Origin of the sequence: Caldanaerobius polysaccharolyticus DSM 13641 (assembly GCF_000427425.1) — a bacterium.
Lineage (GTDB): Bacteria > Bacillota > Thermoanaerobacteria > Thermoanaerobacterales > Caldanaerobiaceae > Caldanaerobius > Caldanaerobius polysaccharolyticus.
In genome coordinates, this window is sequence record NZ_KE386493.1 from 33995 (window position 1) to 51599 (window position 17605).

A 17605-nucleotide genomic window follows, 5' to 3' on the forward strand; every position below is an offset into this window, starting at 1 on the left:
GAGAAGGTGAAAAAATGAAAATAAAAGGTAAAAAGGTACTGGTGGTAGGCATGGCGAAGAGCGGCATTGCCGTTGCCAAGGTATTGTGTGGCCTGGGTGCCCATGTGATTGCAAATGATGTCAAATCCCATGAAAAACTAGGAGAGTCGTTGAAGCCGCTGGAAGGTCTGGACATAGAATATCAACTGGGCAAACCAGCGGAGGAATTGGTGGACGATGCGGACTTGATAGTGGTGAGCCCGGGGGTTCCTCTGGATCAGCCTTTTTACTACAGAGCCTTAGATTTGGGCAAGGAGTTAATCGGGGAGGTAGAACTGGCGTATAGGTTGAGCAGTTCGCCCTTTGTGGCTATAACGGGAACTAACGGAAAGACGACGACCACATCGTTGACTTACGAGATCTTCAAAACTGCGGGAGTTAAGGCTAGGTTGGCGGGTAATATAGGGTTTCCTATGATAGAGCAGGTGCTGGATGCCGGATGCGACACGGTTGTTGTTGCTGAAGTGAGTAGCTTTCAGTTAGAGACAATTGACAGCTTCAGACCCAGGGTATCCGCAATACTTAATATAACGCCAGACCACTTAAACAGGCATAAGAGTTTTGAGAATTATGTAAATGCAAAAGCGCGGGTATTTATGAATCAAAGAGATGGGGATTATGTGGTCTTAAACTACGACAACGATGTTACTAGAAGGCTGGCGGAAAAAGCCCCATGTGAGGTGGTATTTTTCAGCAGGAGTAGTATCCTGGGGAAAGGAGTATATGTCAAAGAAGATTGGATAGTGGAAAACATATACGGGGCAGAAAATAAGGTTATTCCGGTAAAAGATGTGTATATCCCTGGAAAGCACAATCTGGAAAATGCGCTGGCAGCTTGCGCTGTGGCCAGGTTGTGGGGTATAGAAACCGAGGTTATAGCTGATACGTTGAGGTCATTTAAAGGGGTGGAGCATCGTATCGAATACGTAGCTACCATCGATGGGGTAAGGTATTATAACGACTCCAAGGGAACTAATACGGATGCTGCCATAAAGGCCATTGAAGCGCTGGATTACCCTATTATCCTTATAGCAGGAGGGTATGATAAAGGAGAGGATTTTACACCTTTCGTCAGATCTTTTAACGGGAAAGTAAAAGCGCTTATATTGATGGGAGTAACTGCTGACAGGATTGAAAAGTGTGCCAGGGAACAGAATTTTCACAACGTGTATAGGGCAGCGGACATGAGAGAGGCGGTAATGAAAGCAAAGAACTTGGCAAAGGAAGGATACGCGGTTTTGCTGTCACCTGCATGTGCCAGCTGGGACATGTACGATAATTACGAACAAAGGGGGAAAATCTTTAAAGATGTTGTAATGTCATTAGGAGGATAAAAAGTATGAAAAACAGACCCGTTGATTTCAATCTTATGCTTTTTACCATGTTGCTGGTGGCTATTGGGCTGGTAATGGTTTTTAGCGCCAGTTCTGTTATAGCTATGTTCAGGATGAACGACTCTTACTATTTTCTGAAGAGACAATTCCTGTGGGCGGCAATCGGCTTTTTCGCTATGGTGTACATGATGAATTTTGACTACCATCGATTGGAAAAATACAAGAGGCACTTGTTTGTAATAAGCGTGGTATTGCTGGTGCTGGTTTTTGTCCCTGGGGTTGGCATAAATATAAAAGGTGCTAGCAGATGGATAGGATACGGCAATTTAAGTGTACAGCCATCGGAAATAGCTAAAATAGCTATGATAGTATATCTGTCCAGCAACATATCATCTAAACAGGATAGGATAAAGTCATTTTTCAGAGGGGTATTGCCAAATTTAATAATTATTGGGGTGTTTTTCATATTGATAGCGCTGGAACCAAATATGAGCACAGCTGGCATTATCGCTATAGTGGGGTTGATAATAATTTATATAGGAGGAGCAAAGCTTTTTGATATTCTGGGCTTAATAAGTTTAGGCGGTTTATTAGGAGTTGTGATGGTCTTAATGGAACCATATAGGATCAACAGGGTTCTGGCTTTTTTAGATCCCTGGAAGGATATGCAGGGTAAAGGGTATCAGGTCGTTCAATCATTGTATGCTTTAGGATCTGGAGGTATATTCGGAGTAGGTTTGGGTAGGAGCAGGCAAAAGCTCTTTTACATCCCTGAACCTCAAAACGACTTTATATTCTCTATATTAGGAGAGGAATTAGGTTTTATCGGAGCCCTTTTTGTCATCGTGCTTTTCCTGTTGTTCGTAATTAGGGGTTTAAGGATAGCAGCCAAAGCCCCTGACCTTTTCGGATGCCTTTTGGCTATAGGCATAACTTCATTGATAGGTGTGCAATTTTTGTTGAACTTGGCTGTGGTAACGGCCAGTATGCCTCCTACTGGTGTGCCCTTGCCTTTTATAAGTTATGGTGGATCGTCACTTATTTTTACCATGGCGCTGGTGGGTGTGCTTTTGAATATATCCAGATATACCAGCGATGCAAAAACTTAATCAGAGGTCAGGTGGCTGTCGATGCACAGAAGGGTATTAACGCTTTTAATTATTATCGCTCTGTTATCTTCACTAGCGTACGCTGTAGCTAATTCCGGCTATTTTAGAATAAGAGATGTGAAAGTGGCTGGAAATAAAGAAGTACCCACGGCGGAAATCATTAAGCTCTGCGGTGTTAAGGTTGGCGATTTGATTTTTAGGGTAGATAAAAAGGATATTATTGCAAGGCTAAAGAGCAATAGCTATATAAAAAGCGTCAATGTAAATGTAAAGATGCCCGATGAGTTGATACTGCGCGTTTATGAAAGGGTTCCTGTAGGGCTTGTTCCTTATTATGGGTCTTATCTCAAAATTGATGATGACGGTATTGTACTGGAGGAAGGAAAAGCTAAAGGCTCTAATTTACCTGTACTGTACGGTGTGGAATTGGGACAATGGTCTTTAGGGCATAGGTTAAAACCCAAGGATGAGGATCTATTTAAGCAGGCACTAATGGTATTAAAGGCTATCAACGATACCCACATGAACGGCGTGATAGAAGGGGTAGAAATCAACGGATCTGAATTGATTATGAAAGCTCTCCCCGATATAAAGGTCAAAGTGGGACAAGCAGGCGATTTTGAGTACAAGTTAAACTTTCTAAAGCTGATATTAAAAGACATAAAGGATAAAGGCTATAGCAGCGGTACTGTGGACTTAAGCGTGGCCAATCCTACATTTAGCCCTAGCTCTTAATTGTGATAAAGGAGTGGTTATTATGTTTAGAAAAGCTGCAGGACAGGTTTCGGTTGCTGTAGTATTGTTTCTTCTCGGACTAATGATATCGCTTCAGTACAAGACGATTCAATATGGTGGTAACAACGTAAATGTAAAAAGGGTTGAAGAACTTACCGCGCAGATAAAGAAATTGGAAAGCGACAAAGAAGGGCTTATAAACCAGGTGAATTCCCTTCAAAACAAGTTGACAGAATACGAAAATGCCGCTTCAAAGGTCAATGCTGTTACAGATGCGCTTAAAAAGGACAACGAGAAGTACAAGATCATGGCCGGTCTGGAGGCTGTGCGGGGCCCTGGAATTATAGTGACATTAAATGACAGCACAAAGGAAATACAGCCTGGAGACAATGCTAATAATTACATTATACACGATGACGATTTGCTGCAGGTGCTCAACGAGCTAAGAGCTGCAGGAGCAGAAGCTTTATCTTTAAATGGAGAACGGATAATAGCCACTTCTGAGGTGAGGTGCGTTGGTCCTACTGTTGTCGTCAACAACAACAGGTTTGCTGCTCCTTTTGTCATACAAGCTATAGGCGATCCTCAAACTTTGCAGGCAGCATTGGAATTAAAAGGTGGTATTGTAGATGCTTTACGATATTGGGGAATACATGTAAACATAAAGACATCCAACGACATCGATATCCCGGCGTACGGCGGAGTTGTACAGTTTAAGTACGCTAAACCGGTGCCAAGTGGTAAAGGGGGTGGCCAATGATGTGGGGCATAGTAGGAATATTGATAGGGATCATCGCAGGTGTATTCCTCCCGTACAAAATACCCGTGGCCTATTCATCGTATACCGCTGTGGCTATACTGGCTGCACTGGATACAGTTTTTGGAGGCCTGAGGGCGTATCTTGAGAGAAAATTCGACACAAAGGTATTTATTTCAGGTTTTTTTGGAAATGCACTTCTTGCAGGTTTTTTGGCGTATATAGGCGATTTACTGGGCGTGCCAATATACCTTGCGGCTATATTTGCTTTTGGCACCAGGTTGTTTAACAATTTTGCTACAATAAGAAGATATATTATCAGTAAGGGGCATTAAAAAAGAGGAAATCAGCTTTTCTTGTTGAATATTATTATTATAGCTTGGGGGGTAATAGCCATGCGTGAGAGTGATTCCAATGTAGTCCTGGGTTTAGACGTAGGAACGTCCAAGGTCTGTGCCGTTGCGGGTCAGAGGAATAAACACGGAGAGACGCGCATCATTGGCGTTGGCCTGAGTTCATGCAAGGGCATAAAAAGAGGTGTTGTCGTCGATATAGATTCCACTGTAAAAAGCATCCGCGAGGCTGTAGAACAGGTAAAACAGATGTCTAATTTAGATTTCGAAGATGTGACCATAAGTATTCCCGGTGGACATGCATCGTTAATGGACAGTAGAGGTGTAATCGCGGTCTCCAGAGAGGACAGGGAGATAACTGAAGAAGATGTAAATAGGGTGTTGCAAGCAGCCAGGGTGGTTGCATTGCCTTCAGATAGGGAAATAATAGATATAATTCCTCAACAGTATATAGTAGATGGTTACGACGGCATAAAAGACCCCGTAGGAATGATAGGCGTCAGATTGGAAGTAGAGGCTAAGATAATCACAGGCAATATAACCTCTGTGGAAAATCTCTTAAGGAGTATAAACAAAGCGGGTTTAAAGGTAAAAAAGATAATACTGGAGCCATTGGCCACTGCTGAGGTTTTGCTGGAACGCGACGAGAAAGAGCTGGGCGTTGCACTGGTAGACGTAGGTGCAGGTAAAACCAGCGTTTCAATTTTTAAAGAGGGGCATCTTGTAGACACGTATATGTTGCCTGTAGGTGGTGAACATATAACCAACGATATAGCGCAGGGTTTTAAGATATCAACCCAGGAAGCCGAGCAGTTGAAGATAAAATATGGATGCGCAGGCGTGTTTTGCGTAAGAGAAGATGATACAGTGAAACTGCCGTCTACAGGTAGCGGTGTCCAAAAGGATATATCTAGGGCTGACCTGGCTTACATAATGGAGGCTAGGATACAGGAAATACTTTTGATGATAAACAAGGTTATTACGGAGGCAGGTTACAGAGATCAACTCACCTCAGGTATGGTGTTGACAGGTGGCGGTATGGCGCCTATTCACGGTTGTGTGGAATACGCTGAAGAGATATTAAAAATGCCTGTGAGAGCCGATTACCCTAAAATAATAGGGGTTGCTTCCCCTATATATTCTGTAGCTACAGGTGTTGTAGAGTATGTTTTTAAAAACGCAAAACTAAAGGCAGAGCCTACAGAACAAGTTAGTAACAGGAATATCAGACGTAATTATTTTATAGACAAGCTCAAAGAAATACTCAGCGATTTCTTTTAATATTTAAGAGGAGAAAGGGGTTTTTTATGATAGAGTTTGATGTGGATATGGAACAATTTGCACATATAAAAGTGATAGGGGTAGGGGGTGGAGGGAATAACGCTGTAAACAGGATGATCTCCGAAGGGCTTAAAGGGGTTGAATTTATCGCGATTAACACAGATAAACAGGCTTTATACCTTTCAAAGGCAACCCATAAAATACAAATAGGAGAAAAATTGACAAAAGGTCTTGGAGCAGGTGCTAATCCTGAAATAGGTCGAAAAGCCGCTGAGGAGAGCTCTGAGGAGATCTCACAAGCTATTAAAGGCGCCGATATGGTCTTTGTAACGGCTGGCATGGGAGGAGGTACTGGCACAGGTGCTGCTCCCATCGTGGCGCAGATAGCCAAGGAAATGGGGATACTCACCGTAGGTGTGGTGACCAAACCCTTTACTTTTGAAGGCAGGAAGCGGATGAAGCACGCAGAAGAGGGAATAAACGCATTAAAGCAAAAAGTAGACACCTTGGTAACCATTCCTAATGATCGCCTGCTTCAAATCGTGGAAAAGAAAACCAGTATGATTGAGGCGTTTAAAATCGCTGACGATGTGTTGAGGCAAGGGGTGCAGGGTATTTCCGACTTGATAGCGGTGCCTGGTCTTGTAAATCTGGATTTTGCTGACGTGAAGACGATTATGATGGAAACAGGTTTGGCTCATATGGGCATAGGTATAGCTAATGGGGAAAACAGGGCTAAAGAAGCTGCAAAGCAAGCTATACAGAGTCCTTTGCTAGAGACGTCTATAGAGGGAGCTAAAGGAGTTCTTCTGAATATCACAGGAGGAGCCAACTTAAGCCTTTTTGAGGTCAATGAGGCCGCTGAATTTATATATGAAGCCGCGGATCCTGACGCCAATATCATATTTGGTGCGGTGATAGACGAAAATCTACAGGACGAGATAAAGATAACCGTTATAGCTACAGGCTTTGAAAAGAAAGAGTCGGAAAATGTAAACAGAAAAGTAGAAAACCAGCAAGGCATTGCTAATAAGCAGAATGTGCATTTGGACATAGAAAACATAGATCTAGACAGACTAGACATACCCGCGTTTTTGAGAACTCATAAAAAAAGGTAAGCAGTTTGCGTAGGGAAACTGCTATTTTTTTTAATCTCATTATGCCAATATTTTACAAAAATTTTAAGATAAATATGTTAAAATATCAGTAATAAAAGACAAAGCTGCGGCATAAATAAGAGTATGGGCTACTACTACATAAGGTGTTTGGAGGCATGGGATGTACGCCGATGTGCTGTTTATGGAAAATGTAATCTTAAATTACGTTATACTGTCGCTTACGGCGAGATGGGGTAAGTTTAGTTATAAATGGTACAAACTGTTATCAGCTTCTGCCGTGGGTTCGCTGTACGCCGTGGTGATGTACTTACCCTCCATGAGCTTTATGCGAGGTTTTACGCCCAAGATACTGCTTTCCATGTTAATCATAGTTGTCGCTTTTACGCCATCAAGGCTTATCGATTTTTTTCGGCAAATGACTGTATTTTATATGATTACCTTTGCTTTTGGAGGATGCTCAATCGCCCTATACTACCTGGCAGGCAATAACCAGGCGGTAGTCGATGGAGTGTATTATTCTATTGTAGGTGCGTTTTTCGCCGCTATAGTGGTTAAAGCAAGTTTAAACTATATAAATACTAAAATACACAAAGACAGGTTGAGCTTGATTCTGAAAATAGTGGTTGATGGAAAGTCCAATGAGATGACAGCGCTGGTGGACACAGGCAACAGCCTCTATGAGCCTTTGTCGCGCTGGCCTGTAGTGGTGGTGGAATTTAAGAGGGTAGAAAAGCTGTTACCCGAGAGCATAAAGGAATTATACCTAAAGGGGCTGGAAAAGGATTTGACTTCTCTTACTCTGGCATTGGCTGATACCGATTGGATGTCAAGGGTGAGGATCGTGCCTTTTTCTTCATTGGGCAGAGAAAACGGGGTGCTTTTAGGGTTTAAACCTGATAGCATTTTTATAAAGGGTCCTGAGGAAAAAGAGATAAAAAACGTGGTGGTGGCTATTTACAATAATACGCTGTCTAAAAACCAGGAGTACGGGGCACTTCTTCACCCTGATATATTATAGCAGGAGGTATTTTTTATGAAGAGCTGGTGCAAAATCAAATGGAGTGCGCGACTTTTTGTGATCAGGGTGCTGGAACGACTAAAAATAAGGGGAGAATCTGTATTCTACATAGGCGGCAGCGAAGCTCTTCCACCTCCCTTGAGTAGCGATGAAGAGGAATACCTCATGATGAAGTTGCAAAAAGGCGACAACACAGCGAGGACTGTTTTAATAGAACGCAATCTACGCCTTGTGGTATATATTGCTAGAAAATTTGAAAATACCGGAGTGGGAGTGGAAGACCTTATATCCATAGGTACTATAGGGCTTATCAAGGCTGTAAATACCTTTGATCCTTTTAAAAATATAAAATTGGCCACTTATGCTTCAAGGTGTATTGAGAATGAAATATTGATGTATCTCAGGAGGAATAATAAGACAAAAATGGAAGTATCTTTTGATGAGCCGTTAAACGTGGATTGGGATGGGAATGAATTGCTGCTATCAGATGTGTTGGGTACTGACAACGAGGTGGTTTCCAGGAACGTGGAAGAAGATGTGGATAGACAGCTATTGAATGTGGCGATAAAAAGGCTGTCGGATAGGGAAAAAAAGATTATAACGCTGAGGTTTGGCATTAACGGAGAAGTAGAGAGGACGCAAAAAGAGGTTGCAGATATGCTGGGTATATCGCAATCTTATATATCAAGGTTGGAAAAGCGCATAATAAAAAGGCTTAGAAAGGAAATGAATAAGATGGCATAACGGGAATAAATAAGCCCTCCCAAGGCAATAATTTTTTATAGATGAGACGGGAGGGAAACTATATGCTCAATAATAAAGTAGAGATATGCGGTGTTAACACGTCAAAACTTCCTGTGTTAAAGACCAGCGAGATGAAGGATTTGCTCATGAGGCTAAAAAACGGCGATAAAGAAGCCAGGGAAAAGTTTATATACGGCAATTTAAGGTTGGTGCTGAGCGTTATACAAAGGTTCAATAATAGAGGCGAACACGTAGATGACCTGTTTCAGGTGGGATGTATAGGCCTTATAAAAGCCATTGACAATTTTGACTTATCTCAGAACGTCAGGTTTTCTACTTATGCGGTGCCTATGATTATAGGAGAAATAAGGAGGTATCTGAGAGATAATAATTCCATAAGGGTGAGCAGGTCGTTAAGGGATATCGCTTACAGAGCACTACAGGCGAGAGATAAGCTCATCGCTGAAAACGGCAGAGAGCCTAATATTTCCGAGGTAGCTAAAGAATTAGATCTTCCCAGGGAAGAAGTCGTGTTTGCATTAGATGCCATTCAGGAACCTGTTTCCCTTTTTGAGCCCATATACCACGATGGCGGAGACGCCATTTACGTCATGGATCAGGTGGGCGATAGCAAAAACAACGATGAGATGTGGCTGGAGAGCATATCTTTAAGTGAGGCTTTGAATAAATTAAACGAAAGGGAAAGGCATATACTCAACCTGAGGTTTTTTCAAGGTAAAACCCAGATGGAAGTAGCTGAAGAGATAGGGATATCTCAGGCGCAGGTATCTAGGTTGGAGAAATCCGCGCTAGCTCACCTGAGAAAGTATATATAAGAGTGCGTTTAATGCTATAATAATATCGGGGGGAGATATGAGTGGTAAGTACTACTGATCTGGCACAAAAAGAGGTTATAAATGTTGTGGATGGCAGGCGATTGGGTTTTATAAGCGACATAGAAATAAATTTAGAAGAAGGGCGGGTAGAAGCCCTTATATTGCCAGGACAAGGAAAATTTTTGGGTATTTTTGGAAGAGAGAGCGAAAAGGTCATACCGTGGTCCCATGTTAAAAAAATAGGCCACGATGTGATATTGGTCCAGTATGAAGGTGTAGATATAATAGAAAAGGATAATGATTCAGAGCGTTAGTTGTGCTTAGCACGACTTTTATTATATAATTAAATAGGACAAGGGGGATGTAAAGTGAAGTGCCCATATTGCGGCTGTATAGATACAAAGGTAATTGACTCGCGGCCAGTGGAAGACAATACAGCGATAAGGAGAAGGCGTGAATGCGCCCGGTGCCAAAAGCGGTTTACCACCTACGAAAAAATTGAAGACATGCCTGTTATGGTCATTAAAAAAGACGGCTCGAGGCAGACTTTTGACAAAACCAAGATACTGGCAGGCATACTTAAAGCCTGTGAAAAGCGACCGGTATCCATTGAGACTTTAAGGGAATTCGTAGACGATGTGGAGAGGAGGGTATATGAGAGCGTAGATAAGGAGATAACCACCTCGCAGATAGGTGAGATGGTCATGGAAAAATTGATTGACTTAGACCAGGTGGCATATGTCAGGTTTGCGTCGGTTTACAAAGACTTTAAGGACATCCACAGTTTTATGAATGAGCTGCAAAAGCTCATGGATAAACGGGAAGGAGAAAGCCTTAATGCAACAAAAGATACTTGTGGTTGAAGATGAGGTGCACATAATAGAGCTTCTTAAGTACAACATAGAACTGGCCGGATATCAAATGATTTATGCGGATAATGGCAAAGAGGGCATAAACCTTTGCGTAGAGCAGCATCCTGACCTTGTAATACTGGACCTTATGCTACCCGATATAGACGGCTTTGATGTGTGCAAAATATTGAAAAAGGATGAGCGGACAAAGGATATACCTGTGATAATGTTGACAGCAAGAGGGGAAGAAGTGGATAAGGTATTGGGTTTAGAATTGGGAGCGGATGACTACATCACAAAGCCCTTTAGTATAAGGGAATTGATGGCCAGGATAAAAGTGGTTTTAAGGCGCTTTAGAGCCGAAGATAGAAAGGAGCAGAAGGGCGCTGATGAACCTATCGTCATAAGGGATATAACGATTTTACCTGATAAGTTTCAGGTACTCAAAGGTGGCGTACCTGTGGAGCTTACTTTAAAGGAGTTTGAGCTTTTAAAGCTTTTAGCGGAAAACAAGGACAAGGTAATGGCGAGAAACCTTTTGCTTGATAAAGTGTGGGGTTATGAATACATGGGTGAGACAAGGACGGTGGATGTTCACATACGGCATTTGAGAAAAAAGCTGGGAGATGAAAATACCTATCCACCGTATATAGAGACCGTAAGGGGAATTGGATATAAATTGAACAGCAAAGGTGAATAAAAATGCGCAAAAAGCTCTTTATAACTTATTCTGTATTGCTTCTCCTGGGCGTGAGTTGTACGAGCTTTTTTTTTCTCAGCGCCATATCAAAGGGCGATATAAAGCACATAATAATGTATATAACGCTATCTGTTCTCCTAGGCTCTTCTATAGCTGTTTTGCTAGGCATAAGGTTTTTAAAACACATAACTCAGCCGATTTATGAGATAACGAAAATCGCCGAGGACATCTCCAATGGCAAGTTAACACAGCCTATAAACGACGATTACGAAGACGAGATAGGCATGCTGGCCAGGGCCATTAAAAAAATGACAGAGAGGCTAAACCTCACGATCAGCGAGCTGTACGACAGAAATGCTAAATTAGAGGCGGTGTTGACTAGCATCGTCAATGGGGTTGTGGCTATAGATAATGAAGAGAAGGTATTGCTGATTAACAACGCTGCAGCGAAGATACTGGGGTTAAATGCAGATGATGTTATTGGCAGACACATATTGGAGTTGATGAGAAGCAGCAAAATGCATGACATCATAGAGGATATATTGAAGAATAAGAGGTATTATGAAAGCGAAATAGAATTGTTTTACCCTGAGTACAGGTATCTTAAGATTTACACCAATCCCATTAGGACACCTGTAGTATCCGGTTATCAACTTTATGGGGAAAATGCAGAAGCAGGTCTTGTCATAGTCCTGAACGATGTAACGGAGATAAAAAAACTGGAAAAGATGAGATCTGAATTTGCTGCAAATGTTTCCCACGAACTCAGAACCCCTTTGACATCTATAAAAGGCTTTGTAGAGACGCTGAGGGAGGGCGCTCTGGAAGACAAAAACACAGCCGATAAATTTTTAGAGATTATAGACCTGGAGACAGAGAGATTGACGAGGCTTATTAACGATATACTGACGTTATCAGAGATCGAAGGGCTAAAAGGTGATATTAAACTTGTGCCTGAAAAGGTAAAAGACATCGTGGAAGAGGTTATATATATGTTAAAAAATCAAGCTGAAGAGAAAAACATCACTGTAACCTATGATATTAAGCCGCCAGAATTGGTAATGAATACTAATAGAGACAGGATGAAACAAATGCTGCTTAACCTGGTTGAAAATGGTATAAAGTATACGGGTGTCAGGGGTCACGTGGACATTAAAGTCAATGCTGAAGGCGAGAAAGTGGTATTCTCTGTAAAAGACGACGGCATAGGGATACCTAAAGAGCATATTCCGCGATTGTTTGAAAGGTTTTATCGCGTGGACAAAAGCAGGTCAAGAAAATTAGGGGGGACAGGTCTTGGGCTAGCCATCGTAAAACACATCGTAAACTCCTTTAACGGAACTATAACTGTAAAAAGCGAGGTAAAAAAGGGTACGGAATTTATAATACAGTTGCCTCTGTCAAAGGCAGACAGTTAACATATATTTAACATATACTTAACTTTGATTTAACATAAAGGATGTTGAATACTGTTAATATTATTTGGGATGCAATATAAAAACAAAAAGGGGTAAAGTTATGAAAAGCGATAAGGTAAAAAACGTTTTGGGAAAGTATTTTACTTTTATCTGCGCCGGTCTCATGATTATTACTACGGTCTTTATAGTTTACTTTATAGCCTCTCAAGGGCTTATGACGTTTGTAAAGGACAAAGTATCTCTTTCGGAATTTTTATTTTCTTCCAAGTGGAATCCTGGTGCGCCTAAATCTGAAGGAGGTCCTTATGTGGGAGCGTTAGCCTTTATACTTGGCTCCCTGGCGGTGTCTTTATCCTCTCTGGTATTAAGCACTCCTTTAAGCATATCTGTGGCGATTTTTATGGTGGAGATATCTCCTCATTCTATGCGCAATTTTTTGCAGTCGGTAGTGGAGCTATTTGCAGGTATACCGTCAGTGGTATATGGGTGGATAGGCTTGAGCGTCTTGGTGCCTTTTATAAGGCATAGGATTGGGGGCATGGGTTTTAGCTTGCTGGCGGGCACTATAGTGTTGGCCATTATGATCTTTCCTACCATAACCACTGTATCAGTAGATAGCCTTAGGTCTTTGCGCAGTGAGCTCAAAGAAGCCTCGTACGCCTTGGGTGCTACGAGATGGCAGACCTTGAGAAAAGTGCTATTGCCTGCTGCGCTGCCAGGTATACTCACAGGGGTCGTCCTAGGGCTGGCCAGGGCTTTTGGTGAAGCTTTGGCGGTGCAGATGGTCATAGGGAACGCTGTGCGCATACCGACTTCTTACCTTGAACCCATACACACCATGACGAGCATCTTGACGATGGACATGGGTAATACCGTTGCTGGATCCTTGTGGAATAACGCTTTGTGGTCTATCGCGCTGCTGTTGCTCATGTTTTCTTTTACGTTTATCCTCATAATAAGGGTTATAGGGAAAAGGAGGCAATATAGATGAATGCCAAAATCGGCGATAAGGTGGCCACGGTCTTCTTCAGTGCGGTGGCGGCCTTTGTGATTTTGCTGTTATTTGCTATAATAGGTTATATACTGTTCAACGGCCTGGAGGTCGTCAATTGGCATTTTATATCCACTCCACCGACATTTATGAAAGCAGGGGGAGGTATTGCGCCACAGCTTTTTAATTCTATACTCCTTTTGGTAGTTTCCATGATTATAACCGTACCTATAGGGTTGGGAGCAGGCATCTACCTGTCGGAATTTGCTAAACCTGGTCCTTTAACCGATACCATAAGGGTGAGTATAGAGTCTCTGGCCTCATTGCCTTCTATAGTAGTAGGGCTTTTTGGCTTGATAGTGTTTGTGAAGGCGATGGGATGGGGATTTTCCATAGTAGCGGGAGCTATGGCTCTGGCGGTGTTAAATCTTCCTGTAATGACCAGGGTTTCGGAAGATGCTATAAGAAGTGTTAGCAACGAACTAAGAGAAGCCAGTTTTGCGCTGGGTGCCACCGAGTGGCAGACCATTACGAGAGTGCTTATAAAAGCAGCTCTTCCCTCACTCATCACAGGTATAATACTCACGGCAGCAAGGGTTTTTGGAGAAGCAGCAGCATTGCTTTACACTGCAGGTATGAGCACACCTATACTCGATTTCCAAAATTGGAATCCTGCTGCAGTTAACTCGCCTTTGAGGCTTTTTAGGCCTGGAGAGACGTTAGCTGTTTATATATGGAAAGTTAATTCAGAGGGGTTAGTTCCTGATGCTGCGCGGATCGCCAATGGCGCTTCAGCTGTTTTAGTCATTTGCGTTTTGCTCTTTAATCTGATATCTAGATGGCTGGGAAAAATCATATACAGAAAAATAACTGGTGATTAATTTGTAAATTTATGTTATAATGTATATATGTACTGAAAGGAGAAAACGGGTTGAATAAGGTACATGTAGAAAATCTAAATCTCTATTATGGAGATTTTCATGCTTTAAAAAACGTAAATATTGAAGTTAAGGCAAACACGGTTATGGCGCTTATAGGGCCTTCGGGATGCGGTAAGTCTACTTTTCTCCGGGTAATAAACAGGATGAACGACCTTATTCCAGGAGTGAAGATAACAGGTACCGTAAAATTAGATGGCGTAGATATATACAACGACTTTGATGTCTTGGAACTGAGAAAGCGCGTGGGTATGGTGTTCCAAAAACCTAATCCCTTTCCCATGTCGGTTTACGATAATGTGGCGTACGGTCCACGAATTCACGGAATAAAAAACAAGAAGAAATTAGACGAAATCGTTGAAAGAAGCCTAAAGGCAGCTGCATTATGGGATGAGGTTAAGGATAGGTTAGGCAGGTCTGCTATGGGGTTATCGGGGGGACAGCAACAGAGATTGTGCATTGCCCGCACGCTGGCTATTGAGCCGGATGTCATTTTGATGGATGAGCCTACGTCTGCATTGGATCCTATATCCACAGCGAAAATTGAGGACTTAATAGATATTTTAAAGAAAAAGTATACTATTATCATCGTGACCCATAATATGCAACAGGCAGGCAGGATTTCTGATTTTACATCTTTCTTTTTAAACGGAGAAGTAGTAGAAAGCGGTCCGACTGATGAGGTGTTCTACAGGCCCAAAGACAAGCGTACCGAGGACTATATAACAGGTCGATTTGGATGATGGCGATGGATCAAGGAGGGAAGGGCTTTGGCGGCGAGAACTCATTTTGATCAAGAATTGGAAAAAGTGCACTTACACATACTCAAAATGGGAAGTATGGTAGAAGAATCGATAGATAAAGCCATTGAAGCGTTAATAAAGCAGGACGGACAGATGGCTGATGCCGTTATAAACGGCGATGACAAGATAGACGACATGGAGGTTTTCATCGAAAACGAATGCGTCAGGTTGATTGCCACTCAACAACCTATGGCAAGGGATTTGAGAACTATCTTTACAGCGATAAAACTCATAACAGACCTGGAGCGCATAGCAGATCACGCGGTGGATATAGCCAAGAATACCAAAAGGCTTGTCAACGAAGTGTATATCAAGCCTTTGATAGATATACCCAGGATAGCCGATATAGTGAAGCGTATGTTAAGGGATGCGCTTACGTCTTACATCAATACTGATGTGGATCTGGCTGTGCGCACGTGTAAACTAGACGATGAAGTGGATGGCTTACATTCCCAGATTTACAGGGAACTAATAACCCTTATGCTGGAAGATCCCAAAAATATAAAGCAAGCTACCAGTTTTTTGTTTATAAGTAGTTACCTGGAGCGCGTTGCGGATCACGCTACAAATATATGCGAATGGGTTATATTTGTGGAAACAGGTGAGCATAAAGATTTAAACGATTGATTTTCACTGCAAAAAGAGCCCGCTATTACGGCAGGCTCTTTTTGCATATAATGAACTTTCCCAGGGCAACATATTCGTAGAAAAGAAAATGCGAGGTGTGTGCTAATGCCGCTGGGATACGTTCTGCTTATGATTGTAGGGGTTCTGGTGGTTTTCGGATTTGCCCATAGGGTTTTGGATCGCATGGGTTTATCCGACAAGATAGCTTTGGTAGTTATAATCGCTATGATTATAGGTTCGTTTATGCCAGATATATCTTTAGGTAGGTTGATAGCTTTAAATGTAGGAGGCGCCCTGATACCTTTAGCCTTATGTGTGTATTTGATCGTAAAGTGCGATACATCTGCTGAAAAGGTACGGGCTATAACGTCAGCGCTGTTGACAGGCATAGCGATTTTTGCCGTTGCAAAAATTATACCCAATGAGCCTGAAGCTATGATAATCGAGCCCATGTTGGTCTACGGCGTAACTGGGGGTATAATAGCGTATCTTTCAGGCCGATCCCGAAGATCTTCGTTTATCGGCGGCGTAATGGGTATAATCATAAATGACATTATTCAGATGGCAGTAAATGCGGCGCGAGGCGTGTCACAGCCTGTAGTGTTGGGAGGCGCTGGCTTTTTAGACGCGATAGTCTTATCAGGTATAATCGCCGTTATCCTTGCTGAATTTGTAGGAGAAATCAGGGAAAGACTGCAAGGAGGTACTGAAAAAAAAGAGTTGCATTATGAAAACGGTGCCTTTACCAGCAGCATAGGACTTAAAGATGAAAACAAAGCGACCATTCAGGGAAGAGGTGAGGGCGATGAACAAGAGCCAATGGCTAACAGCGATAAATAAGGCTTTTGCTTTTTTACTAATTGTTACATGCTTTATACCTTATGGAAAAGCTTTTGCAGATAACATGGAAAAAGAAGGCTATTACACCGTGTACGAAGAAGGCACCGACAAAGTTGTATTCAGGATATCATGGGATCTTACAAAAGGGGATAATTATTTAAGCAGCGATAATAGTTACTATGAGATAACGAGGGTCGATAAAAAGTCCAAAAAAGCGTTTGCAAAATTTATCAAAAAGGTGGATTTACCTCAAATAGAAGAAAAGTTATCCCAGGTCAATGTGGCTAATGTGCCTAGGGTGGTAGGGATATACTCAACTCACAGCGACGAATCATATATACCATCAGACGGTGCAGCTAGTATTTACGGCCACGGTGGGATTTACGATGTGGATGCGGCGTTGGCTTCTTCGCTGAGAAAGAAAGGTATAAAGGTTATATTCGATAGGACACTGCACCTTCCCCACGATGCCTATGCTTATGCCAGGTCTAGAAGGACGGCACTGAGGCTATTAAAAGAAGGGGCAGGGGCTATTTTAGATATACACAGGGACGCTGCTCCCAAAGAGGATTATATAAGGACAATAAACGGCACGCCTGCCACTGGCGTAAGACTTGTAGTGGGAAAGGCCAGTACCAATATGGCCGCCAACCAGCAGCTGGCCTATAAAATGAAAGCGATAGCTGATAAAAAAAGTCCTGGCCTAGTAAAAGACATTTTCTTTGGATCAGGAGATTACAACCAGGGCCTTACACCTCGATCTATATTGATAGAATTTGGCACAGATACCCATACAAAGGAGAGGGCCATTAAGGCTGCAGATATGTACGCTGATGTAATATCCGCTGTTTTTTTTGGAGATACTTCTAAAAAACCCACAGCTTTAGGGGGGATAACCAGAACCACTCCATCTGAGAGGCGGGCAGCAGGTACCGGTATATTTGCAGCAGTTATCGTAGCGGTTGTGGCCGTGGTAGGATTTGTGTTAATAAGTATGGGTTATGGAAAAGAGTTGGGCTCTAAATTGTCCAAATTTGTAAGAGAGGAATTTTCCAGCTATATGGGAAAAATTAAAAAAAGAGAAGGCAAGAGGAAGAACGACCATTGAAGATC

General features: G+C 42.3%; 20 protein-coding genes. All 20 read left to right on the forward strand.

Annotated elements, in window-relative coordinates:
• Positions 1-14: 14 nt before the first annotated feature.
• A complete protein-coding gene (murD, locus tag CALPO_RS0100145; protein WP_026485532.1) occupies positions 15-1373 on the forward strand; it encodes a UDP-N-acetylmuramoyl-L-alanine--D-glutamate ligase in 1359 nt (452 codons plus the stop codon).
• Between the two features lie 5 nt (positions 1374-1378).
• On the forward strand, positions 1379-2482 hold the full coding sequence (gene spoVE / locus CALPO_RS0100150; protein ID WP_026485533.1) for a stage V sporulation protein E: 1104 nt from the start codon (positions 1379-1381) through the stop codon (positions 2480-2482).
• A 21-nt stretch (positions 2483-2503) separates the two neighbouring features.
• A complete protein-coding gene (locus tag CALPO_RS0100155; protein ID WP_026485534.1) occupies positions 2504-3217 on the forward strand; it encodes a cell division protein FtsQ/DivIB in 714 nt (237 codons plus the stop codon).
• A gap of 22 nt (positions 3218-3239) precedes the next feature.
• Positions 3240-3977 (forward strand): DUF881 domain-containing protein, encoded by a 738-nt coding sequence (locus CALPO_RS0100160; protein WP_026485535.1) that lies wholly within the window; start codon positions 3240-3242, stop codon positions 3975-3977.
• Positions 3974-4309, forward strand: a complete 336-nt coding sequence (locus CALPO_RS0100165) for a small basic family protein (RefSeq protein WP_026485536.1) — start codon at positions 3974-3976, stop codon at positions 4307-4309. The genes CALPO_RS0100160 and CALPO_RS0100165 overlap by 4 nt, the downstream gene beginning before the upstream one ends.
• A gap of 60 nt (positions 4310-4369) precedes the next feature.
• The gene (gene ftsA, locus CALPO_RS0100170; protein ID WP_035171797.1) at positions 4370-5608 is read left to right on the forward strand and encodes a cell division protein FtsA; all 1239 of its coding nucleotides are present in this window, start codon (positions 4370-4372) and stop codon (positions 5606-5608) included.
• Between the two features lie 26 nt (positions 5609-5634).
• Positions 5635-6726 (forward strand): cell division protein FtsZ, encoded by a 1092-nt coding sequence (ftsZ, locus tag CALPO_RS0100175; RefSeq protein WP_026485538.1) that lies wholly within the window; start codon positions 5635-5637, stop codon positions 6724-6726.
• 160 nt (positions 6727-6886) lie between these two features.
• The gene (gene spoIIGA, locus CALPO_RS0100180; protein ID WP_026485539.1) at positions 6887-7744 is read left to right on the forward strand and encodes a sigma-E processing peptidase SpoIIGA; all 858 of its coding nucleotides are present in this window, start codon (positions 6887-6889) and stop codon (positions 7742-7744) included.
• Positions 7745-7759: 15 nt separating this feature from the next.
• A complete protein-coding gene (gene sigE, locus CALPO_RS0100185) occupies positions 7760-8488 on the forward strand; it encodes an RNA polymerase sporulation sigma factor SigE (protein ID WP_026485540.1) in 729 nt (242 codons plus the stop codon).
• A 62-nt stretch (positions 8489-8550) separates the two neighbouring features.
• On the forward strand, positions 8551-9324 hold the full coding sequence (gene sigG / locus CALPO_RS0100190) for an RNA polymerase sporulation sigma factor SigG (RefSeq protein ID WP_026485541.1): 774 nt from the start codon (positions 8551-8553) through the stop codon (positions 9322-9324).
• 41 nt (positions 9325-9365) lie between these two features.
• Positions 9366-9638, forward strand: a complete 273-nt coding sequence (locus tag CALPO_RS12790; RefSeq protein ID WP_035171799.1) for a YlmC/YmxH family sporulation protein — start codon at positions 9366-9368, stop codon at positions 9636-9638.
• Positions 9639-9692: 54 nt separating this feature from the next.
• Positions 9693-10187: a transcriptional regulator NrdR gene (gene nrdR, locus CALPO_RS0100200; protein WP_026485542.1), complete on the forward strand. Its 495-nt coding sequence runs from the start codon at positions 9693-9695 to the stop codon at positions 10185-10187.
• Positions 10162-10875, forward strand: coding sequence for a response regulator (locus tag CALPO_RS0100205; protein WP_026485543.1), 714 nt, complete (start codon positions 10162-10164; stop codon positions 10873-10875). The genes nrdR and CALPO_RS0100205 overlap by 26 nt, the downstream gene beginning before the upstream one ends.
• Before the next feature lie 2 nt (positions 10876-10877).
• Positions 10878-12293 carry a two-component system histidine kinase PnpS gene (gene pnpS / locus CALPO_RS0100210; RefSeq protein ID WP_026485544.1) on the forward strand — a complete coding sequence of 472 codons (1416 nt, stop codon included), beginning with the start codon at positions 10878-10880 and terminating at the stop codon, positions 12291-12293.
• Positions 12294-12393: 100 nt separating this feature from the next.
• Positions 12394-13284, forward strand: coding sequence for a phosphate ABC transporter permease subunit PstC (pstC, locus tag CALPO_RS0100215; protein ID WP_026485545.1), 891 nt, complete (start codon positions 12394-12396; stop codon positions 13282-13284).
• Positions 13281-14165 (forward strand): phosphate ABC transporter permease PstA, encoded by an 885-nt coding sequence (gene pstA / locus CALPO_RS0100220; RefSeq protein WP_026485546.1) that lies wholly within the window; start codon positions 13281-13283, stop codon positions 14163-14165. The genes pstC and pstA overlap by 4 nt, the downstream gene beginning before the upstream one ends.
• A gap of 50 nt (positions 14166-14215) precedes the next feature.
• Entirely contained in the window at positions 14216-14965 is a 750-nt protein-coding gene (pstB, locus tag CALPO_RS0100225; RefSeq protein WP_026485547.1) for a phosphate ABC transporter ATP-binding protein PstB, read from the forward strand.
• A 27-nt stretch (positions 14966-14992) separates the two neighbouring features.
• On the forward strand, positions 14993-15652 hold the full coding sequence (gene phoU, locus CALPO_RS0100230; RefSeq protein WP_026485548.1) for a phosphate signaling complex protein PhoU: 660 nt from the start codon (positions 14993-14995) through the stop codon (positions 15650-15652).
• Positions 15653-15757: 105 nt separating this feature from the next.
• Positions 15758-16492, forward strand: a complete 735-nt coding sequence (locus CALPO_RS0100235) for a DUF1614 domain-containing protein (protein WP_026485549.1) — start codon at positions 15758-15760, stop codon at positions 16490-16492.
• Complete coding sequence (spoIIP, locus tag CALPO_RS0100240) at positions 16458-17600, forward strand: stage II sporulation protein P (protein ID WP_026485550.1); 1143 nt, start codon at positions 16458-16460, stop codon at positions 17598-17600. The genes CALPO_RS0100235 and spoIIP overlap by 35 nt, the downstream gene beginning before the upstream one ends.
• Positions 17601-17605 lie beyond the last annotated feature (5 nt).